This is a genomic window from Streptomyces sp. NBC_01549, from assembly GCF_026339955.1.
Lineage (GTDB): Bacteria > Actinomycetota > Actinomycetes > Streptomycetales > Streptomycetaceae > Streptomyces.
Map to the genome: position 1 here is coordinate 1119205 of NZ_JAPEPW010000001.1, position 13189 is coordinate 1132393.

Consider the following 13189-nt stretch of genomic DNA (forward strand, 5'->3'; position numbering starts at 1 on the left):
GTGATTAGTCCTCCCCCAGGATCTGCGGCACCTTGAAACGCTGCTGCTCCTGGGCCGGGGCGCCGGAGAGCGCCTGCTCGGGGGTGAGCGACGGACGGACCTCGTCCGCGCGCATGACGTTCGTCAGCGGCAGCGGGTGAGAGGTCGGCGGTACGTCTTGGTCGGCGACCTCGCTGACGCGGGCGACCGCGCCGATGATGTCGTCGAGCTGGCCGGCGAAGTGGTCGAGCTCTTCGGCCTTCAGCTCCAGACGCGCCAGCCGTGCGAGGTGGGCGACCTCCTCGCGCGTGATGCCAGGCATGCAGCGATCCTCTGGGTGAGAGTGTGTGGTTTGGCCCAATCCTATGGGTCCGGGGCCGATGCCTGCGCCCAGGTTTGCCTCGGCCCCCGGCGGACGGGACCGCGGCGCCCCGTCAGGGGCGCGGGGAACCGCGCGACCAGCCACAACGGACGAACAGACGCCGACTGCGATGAAGCCCCACGAACCGTCGGAACTACTCCGCGGCCGGCAACGCGGCCCGCGGCCGCTGCCAGCCGCGCGACCCCCGCGCCAGCAGCCACGCCGTCGCCTCCTCCGGAGGCATCGCCGCCGCGACCAGCCACCCCTGCACCGCGTCACACCCGAGATCCCGCAACCGCTCCCACGTCTCGTCGTCCTCGACACCCTCCGCCACGACGAGCAGACCCAGCGAATGCGCGAGATCGACGGTGCACCGCACGATCTCCGCGTCCTCGTTGTCCACGGCGAGCCGTGCGACGAACGACCGGTCGATCTTCAGCTCGCTCACCGGCAGCCGCCGCAGATGCACGAGCGAGGAGTACCCGGTGCCGAAGTCGTCCAGCGACATCTTCACGCCGTGCGCGGTCAGCGCGGCCAGCGTGTCCGCGGCCCGCTGCGGGTCCTCGAGGAGCACATGCTCCGTTATCTCCAGTTGCAACGCCCCCGCGGGGACCCCGTGCCGGGCGAGCCGCGCGGCGACCGAGCCCGCGAAACCGGGGATGTGGACGTCCCGCGGGGACACGTTCACCGCGACCGGTACGCGCAGTCCCTGCGCCCGCCACCGCGCGACCTGGGCGAGTGCCGTCTCGAGCACGTATTCGGTGAGGTGCGGCATCAGCCCGGACGACTCGGCGATCGCGATGAACTCGTCCGGCGGCACCCTCCCCCGCTCGGGATGCACCCAGCGCACCAGCGCCTCGAGTCCGGCCACCTGTCCGTCGAAGCGGACCTTGGGCTGGTAGTGCAGTTCCACGTCACCGGCGTCCAGCGCCCGGCGCAGGTCCCCGAGCAGACCGAGCCGGTCCGGTGTGTTCGAGTCCCGCTTGGACTCGTACACCTCCACCCCCGTACGGTCCCGCTTCGCCTGGTACATCGCCACGTCCGCCCGCCGCAGCAACCCCTCCGCGTCGAGCGCGTGATCGGGGAAGACGGCGAGCCCGGCGCTGGCCTCCAGGACGAGGGTGAGTCCGTCGAGGTCGAGCGGTGAGCCGAGGGCGGCGACGAGAGTGCGGGCGACCCGCGTGGCCGACGTGGTGGAGTCGGCGACGGGCAGTAACACGGCGAACTCGTCTCCGCCCAGCCGCGCGGCCTCCGCCCCGCGCGGCAGCGCCAGCCGCAGCCGGTCGGCTATCTGGAGGAGCAGTCGGTCACCGGCGAGGTGCCCCAACGTGTCGTTCACAGAACGGAAGCGGTCGAGGTCTATCAGCATCAGGGCGGAACGCGCACCGATGCGCTCGGCATCGTCCAGGGCCGTCCAGGTCCGTTCGAGCAGCCACTGGCGGTTGGGCAGCCCGGTCAGCGGATCGCGCAGTTGCTCCTCGGCCCGGACCCGGGCGATCCACAGGGTGGAGTCGAGCGCGATGAGGGGGATCGAGAACAGCGGCAGCAGCATCGGCTGCGCGACCGCGACCACACAGATCAGCGGTGCGATACCGAGCAGCGCGACGGCGACAAGGCCCTGCCTGACCAGCGCCGTACGGGTGGCGGTCGGCAGACCGGCGGTGCCCGACGCGTGCAGGTACCAGAGCAGGACGCGGGTGACCGCGAGATAGGCGGTCGCGACCAGCACCACCTCGGGTGCGGCGTAGAAGTTCCAGCTCTCCGGGTTCCAGGGCGCCTCCACGGACGGCACCCGTCCGAACATGGCGAGGACCAGCGCTCCGGCGCCGATGCCGAGGATGTCGACCGCGCCGTGCAACACCCCCTGGCGCCAGCGGCCTCGGCGCGCGGCGCCGACCAGCACGACGACGGTCAGGCTGACCATCCCGGCGGCCACCCAGCCGTACAGCAGCAGGACCGCGAGTGTCAGCGCGGCGCCGGAGCCCGTGCCGCCCCACCAGCGGGCGCGGCCGAGGGCGACCAGATGGCCGACGATGACGCCGGTCAGTACCGCCAGCGACCAGCCGACCGCGCCGGACGGGAAGAGCGCGTGGTGGCCGCCGAACGCCCGGTAGAAGCCGCCGCCGAGAACGAACGCGGCCACCCCGACGACCGCGGCGGGCAGCGTGGGCCAGGAGGTGTGCCGTTCGGGATCGTGACCGGACAGGCCGCCGCCGCGCTCGGCGGTGAGTCGGCCGACACCCGGGGCGGGGGCGGTTACGGTGAGGGGTGGCGCGGAGCCCTGCCCGCCCGTGCCGAGGCGCTCCGACGAACGCCCCGTCCGGAGTCCGGCCATCCACGCGCCGGTCATCCGGCGCAGGCGCAGCCGTGAGTCCGGGGCGGCGCTCTCGGTCGGTTCCATTCCCGTCCCTCTCACAGCCGGCGGTGCCCACGCCACGCGGCCCGTTGCCGGCGACAACTGCCAACGGCACCGCGTCTGAAAACCCTTCCCCAGACTCTTGCGGAGCAGGGGATGCCCCAACCGCAGCTGGGCACGGCAGGCGCACACCTCAACAGTAGGCCGCAGAAGGCTTCTACGGGCAGCGGTCGACGACGGTTGCCCGAATGCGACCCGGCCACCCGTATGCATCTGATATGCGCCGAACGGGTGGCCTTCAACCGCTACTCCTCGGTCGGAAGGGCGACTTCCGCGGCGGCCTCCGGTCCCTGTTCGAGTAGGACGGCGAAGCCCTCCTCGTTCAGAACCGGCACCTTCAGCTGCATCGCCTTGTCGTACTTCGTGCCTGGATTGTCGCCCACCACCACGAAAGACGTCTTCTTCGAGACCGAACCGGTCACCTTCGCTCCCCGGCTCTGCAGGGCCTCCTTGGCGCCGTCCCGCGTGTGGTGTTCGAGCGTGCCGGTGACGACGACGGTGAGTCCTTCGAGTGGCCGGGGGCCCTCGTCCTCGCCGGAGCCCTCGTCCTCCGTACGGACGCCCGCCGCCCGCCACTTGCGCAGGATCTCGCGGTGCCAGTCCTCCGCGAACCACTCCTTGAGCGAGGCCGCGATGATCGGGCCGACTCCCTCGGTGGTGGCGAGCTCCTCCTCGGTGGCCTGGTCGATCCGGTCGATGGAGCGGAACTCGCGTGCCAGCGCCTCCGCCGCGACCGGCCCGACATGACGGATCGACAGACCGGTCAGGATCCGGGCGAGTGGCCGCTCCTTGGCCGCCGCGATGTTTTCCAGCATCGCGATCGCGTTCTTCTTGGGCTCGCCCTGCTGGTTGGCGAAGACCGTGGCGATCTTCTCCTCGCCGGTCTTCGGGTCGCGCTTGGGCAGGCCGCTGTCCTGGTCGAGGACATAGGCCTTGATGGGCAGCAGCCGCTCGATGGTGAGGTCGAAGAGGTCGCCCTCGTCGGCCAGCGGCGGCTCGGCCGGCTCCAGCGGCTTGGTGAGGGCCGCCGCCGCCACGTACCCGAACTGCTCGATGTCGAGTGCCTTGCGGCCCGCGAGGTAGAAGAGCCGCTCACGCAACTGGGCCGGGCACGAGCGTGCGTTCGGGCAGCGCAGGTCGACGTCGCCCTCCTTCATCGGCCGCAGCGGCGTACCGCACTCGGGGCACTCGGCGGGCATCACGAACTCGCGCTCACTGCCGTCCCGCAGGTCGACGACCGGGCCGAGGATCTCCGGGATGACGTCACCGGCCTTGCGCAGCACCACCGTGTCCCCGATGAGGACACCCTTGGCCTTCACCACGTCCTGGTTGTGCAGGGTGGCGAACTCGACCTCCGAGCCCGCGACCGTGACCGGCTCGACCTGCGCGTACGGCGTGACGCGGCCGGTGCGGCCGACGCCGACCCGGATGTTGATGAGCTTGGTGTTGACCTCCTCGGGCGCGTACTTCCAGGCGAGGGCCCAGCGGGGCGCGCGCGAGGTGGAGCCGAGGCGGCCCTGGAGCGGGATCTCGTCGACCTTGACGACGACTCCGTCGATCTCGTGCTCCACGGAGTGGCGGTTCTCGCCGTAGTACGTGATGAACTCCCGTACTCCGTCGAGGTCGTCGACCACCTTCGCGTACCGCGTGGTCGGCAGGCCCCAGGAGTGCAGCATCTCGTAGGCCTGGGAGAGGCGGGTGAGGCTCTCGAAGCCCTCCAGGGCGCCGATTCCGTGGACCACCATGTGCAGGGGGCGGCTCGCGGTGACCCGGGGGTCCTTCTGGCGCAGTGAACCCGCCGCCGCGTTGCGCGCGTTGGCGAAGGGCTTGTCGCCGGCCTCCACCAGGCGGGCGTTGAGCTCCTCGAACTTCTCCATCGGGAAGTAGACCTCGCCGCGGATCTCCACCAGATCCGGGACGCGGTCGCCGTGGAGACGGTCCGGAATGTCCGCGATCGTGCGCACATTGGGCGTGATGTCCTCGCCCGTGCGGCCGTCGCCACGGGTCGCGGCGCGGGTGAGGCGGCCGTGCTCGTACGTCAGGTTGACCGCGAGGCCGTCGACCTTCAGCTCGCACAGGAAGTGGTACTCCGAGGTGCCCACGTCCTTGGCGACCCGCTCGGCCCAGGCCGCCAGCTCCAGGTCGCTGAAGGCGTTGTCCAGCGAGAGCATGCGCGAGCGGTGCTGGACGGAGGTGAACTCGGTCTCGTACGCGCCCGCGACCTTCTGGGTCGGGGAGTCGGGGGTGCGCAGCTCGGGATACCGCTCCTCCAGGGCCTCCAGCGAGCGCAGCAGCTGGTCGAACTCCGTGTCGCTGACGACCGGCTGGTCCTTCACGTAGTACCGGAAGCGGTGCTCCTCGATCTGCTCAGCGAGCTGCCCGTGCTGCTCCCGTGCCTCGGCGGGCAGGGAATTGGGCTGTGCGTCCTTGTCGCCGGCCACCGTGTTGTCCTCCCGTTACTCTGGGTTGTCCGCGAGGGATCTCGCCGCTCGGGCGCAGTGGGCGAGTGCCCGGCGTGCGTACTCCGGGGAAGCGCCCGCGAGTCCGCACGACGGGGTGACCGTGACCGCCTCCGCGAGAAGACCCGGATGCAGCCCCAGCCTGCGCCACAACGTCCTGACACCCATGACGCTACCGGCAGGGTCTGACAATGGACCGTCCGTCCCCGGCACGACACCGGCGAACAGCCGGGTACCGCCTTCCACCGCCTCGCCGATGACATCGTCGTCACGCTCGGTGAGCAGTGCGAAGTCGAACGAGATGGCCGCGGCCCCCGCCCTGCGCAGCAGCGCGAACGGCACGTCGGGCGCGCACGAGTGCACCACGACCGGGCCGTCGGTGTGCACCCCGACGACGTCCCGCAGCGTCGACTCCACCCGTTGCCGGTCGACGGCGCGATGGGTGCGGTAGCCGCTGGCGGACTTCACCTGGCCGCGCAGCACCGCGATGAGCGAGGGCTCGTCGAGCTGCAGCACGATCTGAGCGCCGGGCACCCGGCGCCGTACCTCCGCCAGGTGGGTACGCAGCCCCTCGGCGAGCGAGCCGGCTAGGTCCCGGCAGGCGCCGAGATCGGAGAGCGCCGCCTCGCCGCCCCGCAGCTCCAGTGCGGCGGCCAGCGTCCAGGGGCCGACGGCCTGCACCTTGAGCGGCCCCTCGTACCCCTGGGTGAACTCCTCCAGCGCGTCGAGGTCTTCGCCGAGCCAGGATCTGGCCCGCTTGGTGTCGCGCCCGGGCCGGTCCCCGATCCGCCAGCCGCTGGGCTCCACGCGCGCGTAGAGGTCGACCAACATCCCGGCGGTCCGTCCGATCATGTCCGCGCCGGGCCCCCGCGCGGGCAGTTCGGTCAGGAACGGGAAGTCCTCGAACGACCCGGTCACGGTCTTGGCGGCCTCGCGGGCGTCGCCGCCGGGCATGGATCCGACCCCGGTGGCGGGGCCCCAGGTGAAGCTCATCGTCCCGGCCGCACGGTCAGGTCGTTGACCTCCGCGTCGCGCGGCAGGTCGACGGCCAGCAGGATCGTCGTCGCGACGGACTCCGGGTCGATCCACTTCGAGGCGTCGTACTCCTTGCCCTCCTGCTGGTGGACCTTCGCCTGCATGGGGCTCGCCGTCCGGCCGGGGTAGACGGAGGTCACCCGGACTCCGTTGGCGTGCTCCTCGTGGCGCAGGGAGTCCGCGAGGGCCTTCAGGCCGTGCTTGGAGGCGGCGTACGCGGACCAGTCGGCGTGCGCGGCGAGGCCGGCGCCGGAGTTCACGAACACCACGTGGCCCTGGGCGACACGGAGTTGCGGCAGGAAGTGGCGGGTCAGCTCGGCGGGGGCGATCAGGTTGACGTTGAGCTGGTGGCGCCAGGACTTCGGGGTCAGCTCCCCGACGGGGCCGAGGTCGACCACGCCCGCGATGTGCAGGAGCGAGTCGACACGGTCGGGCAGGGACTGGTGCGAGAACGCCCAGGAGAGCTTGTCCGGGTCCGCCAGGTCGCCGACCAGGGTCCGGGCCCCGGGGAACTCGGCCGCCAGCTCCTTCGCGCGGCCCGCGTCGCGCGCGTGCAGCACGAGCTCGTCCCCGCGCGCGTGCAGACGGCGGGCGACGGCCGCGCCGATGCCGGATCCTGCCCCGGTGATCACATGTGTAGCCATGGACGCCATGCTCGCATCACTGGGTGCCAATGCCCGCGGCGGGAGCCGCTGGTGTCACAGCCTCCAGGTAGGCCAGCGCCTCCACCGGCTCCTCGGCGAAGAACACCAGGTCGGTGAGTGGGCAGGGCAGGAACCCCTCGGCCTCCATACGGCGGAACTGCGCCTTCAGGCCGTCGTAGAAGCCCGCCGTGTTGAGCAGGACGACCTGCTTCTCGGTCTTCCCGTGCTTCTTCAGCTCCAGGATCTCGGTCGCCTCGTCGAGGGTCCCGGCGCCGCCCACCATGATCACGACGGCGTCGGCCTTGGCCAGGAGCAGCGCCTTGCGCTCGGCGAGGTCCCGGGCGATCACCATTTCGTCGGCTCCCGCCCGCGCCGTGGCCGCCAGGAAGTCCACGGAGACGCCCAGCAGCCGTCCGCCCGCCTCCTGCACCCCGTCGGCGACCACCTTCATCAGCCCGACGTCGGAGCCGCCCCACACCAGCGTGTGGCCGCCCTTGCCGAGGAGTTCGGCGAACTCGCGGGCGGGACGGGTGTAGCGGTCGTCGAGGTCGGCGGCGGAGAGGAAGACGCAGATATCCATGCGCCTACGGTACGAGGGAAGAACCCGGCTCTTGCGCGCGCTGTACGGGTATGGCCAATGGACACACGATCACGATCGAAGAAGGCACGGAGCGCGTACGCGTCGTGCACGGCGACCAGGTCCTGGCGGAGAGCGACCGGCCCCTGGTGCTGCGCGAGACGGGCTCTCCCGTGCGCTATTACCTTCCGGCCGAGGACGTCCGCCTGGACCTGCTGACGACCTCCGACACCCACACGCACTGCCCGTTCAAGGGCGACGCGTCCTACTGGTCCCTGCCCGACGCCCCGGACCTCGTCTGGTCCTACCCCGACCCCAAGCCGGAGGTCGCCCGGATCAAGGACCATCTCTGCTTCTACGAAGTCGAAGTGGCGTAACCGACGAATCCCGTGCGCGGCGGCGGTCTTCCCTGGGCAGGGACAGGAGGACCGTCGCACGACGGGACCCTCTCGCGTATTAACGCCTCGGACGACTTCTTCGCTGACGCCCAGGGATTCGGAATCGGCCTGCTCAGACTGCGCCTCTCCACAGCAGCGGCTCTTCCTGGTCGAACCGCCGCTCCAGCGCCAGGGCGTCCGGCAGTGCGAGCCGCACCTCCCGCCGGAACGCCGCCCCGTGTCCTGGTACCCGTAGATGACACAGTTCGTGTACGAGAACGAGATCCACCAAGGACGCGGGCAGCTGCATCACTGCCCAGTGCACTGAGATCGCGCCCGAGGACGCGCACGCGCCCCAGCGCCGCCCCAGGTCGCCCACCGTGACCGGCGGTACGGCGACACCGACCCGCGATGCCAACGACGTCGTACGTGCCGGAAGCCACCGTCGGCCACGCTCTGTGTACCACTCGGCGATCCGCCGCCCGCCCTCGTGCGGTGTGACCGGCCGGGGCAGCTCCAGCCATCCCCGGTACAGGCGCACTCGTCGGCCGCTCTCCGCCGCGACGATCTTCAACCGGTGACGGCGTCCGAGGTACGCGAATCCGGTGCCACCGACGAGCTGCTTGACCGGCGCCTCCGCGCGATCCTGTCGGCGTCGTACCTCCTCGGCCAGCCTCGGCAGTCGGGAGCGTACGGCGTCGGCCACCGCCTGGGGCTCGGCGTCGGCGGGGACCGCGAACAGCACATCCCCGTCGGGTGTGACCTCGATGCCGAGTGTGCGGCGACGGGGGCGCACGACGACCTCCCACGCCCACTCCTCGGGAACCGGGAGGGAGGCGATCGCCTGCTGGACCGAAGCACTCACCCGGCATTCCTACCACCCGGCTCCGACATCGGACCGCCCGGCTCGGTCACTCGCTCGTCGCGTCCCCGTCCTGCTGCTCTCCGTATCTGAGGAAGTCGTCCCGCCGCTCCAGTGCCAGTTCCACGAGGTGATTCGCGAGGACGCCGGTGTCGTCCCAGTCCATGTCGAGGTGCTCCTCCAGGTAGCCGCGCAGCTGTCTGCGAACCTGGTTCTGCGCGTCGGCCATGGTGACGAAGTGCCGAGGCCGCACGAGGACCGAGATCTCGGCGGTGAGGGCCCGCGCCGCGAGTTCGATGTCTGCGCCCGGCGGTCCGGGCACCGCCCCCGCCTCTTCGAGCTGCTGCCGCAGCAGCCGGCACACCGGCCCTTCGGTCCACGGGTCCAAGCCGTCCCCGTCCTGGTCCGCGCTCTCCGCCGCGTTGATGTCCGAGACGAGCCGGGCCAGGTCGGTGGCGGCCTGCTCGAAGTCCTGGGCCATGCGCTGGACGATCGTGTCGAGGCGCTCGCTGAATTTCGTGTAGAGGGCCCGGTCGGAGCCGATCTTCGCGGTGATGTGCAGACTCACCCTGCTACTCATGTACGCGGTTCTCGCACGTGGACTCGGGTTGGCGTCGACCCGTTCCATGAAGTCCGGCGCGGAGAGTTCCACGGGCGGGATGCGCTGCTCGATCCGGGACACCTTCAGGTGGCGGGAGATGAGCTGACGCACCTTGGCGCCGTAGCGACGCGGGCTGAAGTGGTCGCGCCCGTCGAGGTAGCGCTGCCGCGCCACGTACTGGACCTCGCCGAGCAGCCGTGCCCGGTCCTCGTACGCGAGCGCGGCAGGGCGCGGGAGCACCGCGTTCAGGGCGGTGAGGAAGTCGCGCACGAGTTCGTCGAACTCGGCGCGCAGCAGCGGGTCGGCGAGGGCGGCAAGCAGGTCCTCGCGGTGCGCCTCCTCGGCGAGCGAGGTGATGCCCTGGTCCGCGAGGAACGCGGTGATCCTCTTGTCCAGGTCGCGCAACAGGGCGTCGGCCGCAATGTCGGTTCGCACCAGGAGCTGGTCGCGGTCCGGCTGCTTCTTCCTGTCCTCCTCACTGGACGGGTCGTACTCGCGAGCGAGGTGCTCTGCCGACACCTGGTCGTAGCCGAGCACCTGGCGCAGGTGGGCCTGTTCGTACTCGCCCAGGGAGCGCGCCAGTTCGGGACCGATGCCGATGTAGTCGACGACCTGACCCCACTTCTTCGCCGGGTAGGGCCGGTTGGTGCGGGCGATGGCCTGGAGCAGGTTCACACCGGAGAGCGCGCAGTCGAGGTAGAGCACCTGCTCGACGGGGGCGTCGAAGCCGGTGAGCAGCATCGACTGCACGACCAGGAAGGCGAGTGGCTCCTCTTCCGGTTCGCCGCCGTCTGCCGGTGGGCGCGCTTCCGTCTCCGTGTGCCAGGACTCGCCGTCCGACCCGGCCGTTCCCCACCCGGGGTTCTCCGTCCCGTGGGTGTCGGCGTCCCACGACGGGTCGTCGGCCGCGGCAAGCGGATCACCCAGACCCTTCTTGAATCGGGCGATGTACTTCCGCTGCTGGGACTTCGCCGTCCAGTCCTTCCAGGAGTCGGGGTCGGTCCGTCCGTTCTGCGCCTCGGAGATCACCACGGCCGCGTCGACGGAGGCGAGGAGGTCCCGGTGGTCCTGCAGGTCGAGCAGCTCGCGCTCCTCGGCGTCGGCGTGCTGCGCCGCGAAGGGGTCGTGACGCAGCGCCGGATCGAGCGCGTCCAGGCGTTCCAGCAGCCGATCACGTGCTTTGAGCAACTCGGCCCGGTACTGCACGGCCGCCTTTCGCGTCACCCCCACGATCTGCGCGCCGAACCGGTCGGGCAGTGCGAATCTCGCCCAGTGCCGCAGCATGTGGTCCGCCTTGTCCGCGATCACGGACGGCGCTTCCAGGACCTCCTTGCGGCGGGCGAACTTCTTCAGCACCCGTTCCCGCTGCTCCGGGTCGTCCGGCACCTCTTCGTCGAAGCGGAGGTCCAGCGCGGCCTGCTCGACCACTTCCAGCGGCACGCTGTACGCCTCGTACCGCACCGGGACCACGGACCCGTCCCGTTCGGCGTCGCGCAGGGTGTAGATGTCGGCGTAGCTGCCGAAGATCTCCTCGGTCGTCTTCCGGTTCTTGCTGATGATCGGTGTGCCGGTGAAGCCGACCACAGCGGCGTTCGGGAGCATCGCGCGCAGCCGGGCGTGCTGCCAGGTGGCGTGCCCCCGGTGGGCCTCGTCGACCAGGACGACAATGTCCGCGCTCGGGTTGGCGATGCGGTTGTGCAGCCGTTGTTCGGAGTCGGTCTCCTCGCCGAGCGACTCCTGTGTGCCATCGTCGACGGTGTCGTCCTTGCGTGCCTTCTGGATCATCACCAGGACCACGTCCGGTACGTCGACCTCAAGGTACGTACGGGCCCGCTTGACGCTGCCCGCCCGGTGGATCTTCTCCTCCGCCGCCCCGAGGCTCTCGCGGATCTGTTTCTCCAGGTCGAGCCGGTCGGTGACCACCACCACCTTGTGCCCGGCGAGGTCCGGGGTGCTGCGCAGGTGCCGGACCAGGAACGCCATAGTGAGGCTCTTGCCGGAGCCCTGGGTGTGCCAGACGACGCCACCGCGCTGGGCCGGTACCTCCCCGGCCGCGGTCGCAACCTGCCGGTCCCGCAGTCGCTGTGCGAGCTTCTGCACGGCGCGGAACTGCTGGTAGCGGCCGATCACCTTGACCGTACGAGGCCCTTTGCCCGCCTGGGTCGTGAAGTCCCGTACGAGGGTGAGGAGATGGGCGGGCCGCAGCGCGCCGGCGACAAGGACGTCCTGGTCGCTGAGCGGAGCCGCCGCCCGCTTCCCGGTCTCCTTCCGCACCAGTTCCTCGGACGCGGGATACACGGATCGCCAGGGCGCGAAGTTCGCCGGCTCGGCTGTCACGGTGCCGATCTCGGCGTGGTCGCGGTCGGTGGCGACCAGCACCTGGGCAAAGCGTACGAACTCCGATACGGGCGCCGGGGCGTCGACACCCGCGTATCCGATGAGCTGCTCGACCGCCTGGTCCAGGGCGGCCCGGCTGTCCGGGCCCGCCTCCTCCCCCGCTCGGGGCGTGAGCGGCGCCTTGCACTCCACGACCACCCAGGGCAGGCCGTTCACGAACAGGACGATGTCGGGTGTGACGGGCCCCGCGTTCTTCCGCTCGACCCGGAACTGGGAGACCGCCAGCAGGTCGTTCCCGCGCTTGAACTCGCCGTCCCAGTCGACGAGTCGGATGTGTTCGGGATCCCCCTTGCGCCAGCCGGGGACGGTGCGCGCGGGGATTCCGTCCCGGAGCATCCGCGTCACGTCGAGGTTCCCGGCGACACCCCGTCCGGTACGACCCTGTCCGCGGCCGGTACCGAGGACGCGGGCGGCGAGGTGGTCGAGCTGGGCGTCCGACAGCCAAGTCCCGCCACCGGGGCGTGGGTTGATCCGGGCTACGGCATCACGAAACCGGTCCGGGTATACAACGTCGGTGAACGCGGCGCGCTCGGAGGCCCGCACATCGGTCGCCGTACTACTCCCCGGCGGTGCACCCCGCAGGTGCTTCCACCCCATCGCCACCAACTGGTCGATCAGCGGCTTCTCGCTCTTGTCGTACTCCGGCTGACTCAACGCCGGCCTCCCCGCCCCGCCCGTCACCGTCTGTCCCGCGCACCCCCGAAAGAGGTAACCGGAACTCTACCGGTGCGGGCGGGACGGACGAGGTGGGCGGGCGCCACCGGGTGCAGGACCTCCTTCGTCAGTCGTGCACCGGAGTGCCGTAGACGGGGAGAGCGGCCGTGGTCAGTTCCCCTCCCAGCTCCGGGGGCAGCGGGACGGACTCCCCGTACTTGCCGTGTACGACGCCCTTGTACTCTCCGTCCCCAGGCCGGGTGAACAGCGACCAAGTACCCGTACGGGGATCGATCTGCAGAAGGCGGGAGACACCCGCGTCGGCGTACCAGGCGGTCTTCTCGTTGATGCCTTTCAGCCGCTCGTTCGGTGAGATGACCTCTACGGCCAGCTCCACCGCGTCCCCGTCCAGCAGCCAGCCGTCCTCGTCCTTGAACGCGCGTGGGCCGATGGTGAGGTCCGGGGTCGAGTAGTCGTCCGGGTCGCCGGGCATCGGGACGGACACGTTCTCGAAGGCCTCGTGTGCGGCTGCGAGCCCCGGACGGATCGCGTCGCGCAGGTCGATGATGATCCCGGCGTGCTTGCCGCTCGGGCTCGGAGACATCACGAGAGCTCCCCCGATGATCTCGACGCGCGCGCCCGTGATCTGTTCGAGCTGCTCGGCCGCCTCGCGCAGATGCCCGCGGCGGACGGGGATGGGGTGGCGGGCCAGACCTCCCGACATCGGTCCTCCTTGGTCTGCGGTGCGTCAGCTCTGCGGTGCGCCAGTGCCTCCGCCTTCACTGTACTCACGACCGGAACGGCGGCACGGGACACGGCCGGGAGGG

10 protein-coding genes are annotated in these 13189 nt (G+C 70.7%); 1 reads left to right on the top strand and 9 read right to left on the bottom strand.

What is annotated here, in order from left to right; genetic code table 11:
• Nucleotides 1–4: 4 nt before the first annotated feature.
• The 6 genes from gatC to OG819_RS04740 all read right to left on the bottom strand — a co-directional run bounded on the left by gatC (nt 5) and on the right by OG819_RS04740 (nt 7474).
• Entirely contained in the window at nt 5–301 is a 297-nt protein-coding gene (gatC, locus tag OG819_RS04715) for an Asp-tRNA(Asn)/Glu-tRNA(Gln) amidotransferase subunit GatC (RefSeq protein ID WP_010984178.1), read from the bottom strand.
• A 193-nt stretch (nt 302–494) separates the two neighbouring features.
• On the bottom strand, nt 495–2741 hold the full coding sequence (locus tag OG819_RS04720; RefSeq protein WP_266648145.1) for a bifunctional diguanylate cyclase/phosphodiesterase: 2247 nt from the start codon (nt 2739–2741) through the stop codon (nt 495–497).
• Nucleotides 2742–3001: 260 nt separating this feature from the next.
• Complete coding sequence (ligA, locus tag OG819_RS04725) at nt 3002–5197, bottom strand: NAD-dependent DNA ligase LigA (protein WP_266648147.1); 2196 nt, start codon at nt 5195–5197, stop codon at nt 3002–3004.
• Between the two features lie 15 nt (nt 5198–5212).
• Entirely contained in the window at nt 5213–6208 is a 996-nt protein-coding gene (locus OG819_RS04730; RefSeq protein WP_266628892.1) for a methionine synthase, read from the bottom strand.
• Nucleotides 6205–6903, bottom strand: coding sequence for an SDR family oxidoreductase (locus OG819_RS04735; RefSeq protein ID WP_266628890.1), 699 nt, complete (start codon nt 6901–6903; stop codon nt 6205–6207). Before OG819_RS04735 ends, OG819_RS04730 begins: the two co-directional genes overlap by 4 nt.
• A gap of 7 nt (nt 6904–6910) precedes the next feature.
• A complete protein-coding gene (locus OG819_RS04740; RefSeq protein WP_266628888.1) occupies nt 6911–7474 on the bottom strand; it encodes a TIGR00730 family Rossman fold protein in 564 nt (187 codons plus the stop codon).
• Nucleotides 7475–7524: 50 nt separating this feature from the next.
• Here OG819_RS04740 and OG819_RS04745 point away from each other — a divergent pair, with 50 nt between their 5' ends.
• Entirely contained in the window at nt 7525–7848 is a 324-nt protein-coding gene (locus OG819_RS04745; RefSeq protein ID WP_266648149.1) for a DUF427 domain-containing protein, read from the top strand.
• Between the two features lie 133 nt (nt 7849–7981).
• On the opposite strand, the gene OG819_RS04750 is transcribed toward OG819_RS04745, so the two are convergent.
• The 3 genes from OG819_RS04750 to OG819_RS04760 form a co-directional block, all read right to left on the bottom strand.
• Nucleotides 7982–8713: a SprT family zinc-dependent metalloprotease gene (locus OG819_RS04750; RefSeq protein WP_266648151.1), complete on the bottom strand. Its 732-nt coding sequence runs from the start codon at nt 8711–8713 to the stop codon at nt 7982–7984.
• A 46-nt stretch (nt 8714–8759) separates the two neighbouring features.
• Nucleotides 8760–12362 carry a type I restriction endonuclease gene (locus tag OG819_RS04755; RefSeq protein WP_266648156.1) on the bottom strand — a complete coding sequence of 1201 codons (3603 nt, stop codon included), beginning with the start codon at nt 12360–12362 and terminating at the stop codon, nt 8760–8762.
• A 127-nt stretch (nt 12363–12489) separates the two neighbouring features.
• A complete protein-coding gene (locus OG819_RS04760; protein ID WP_266648158.1) occupies nt 12490–13086 on the bottom strand; it encodes a Uma2 family endonuclease in 597 nt (198 codons plus the stop codon).
• Between the last annotated feature and the right edge of the window lie 103 nt (nt 13087–13189).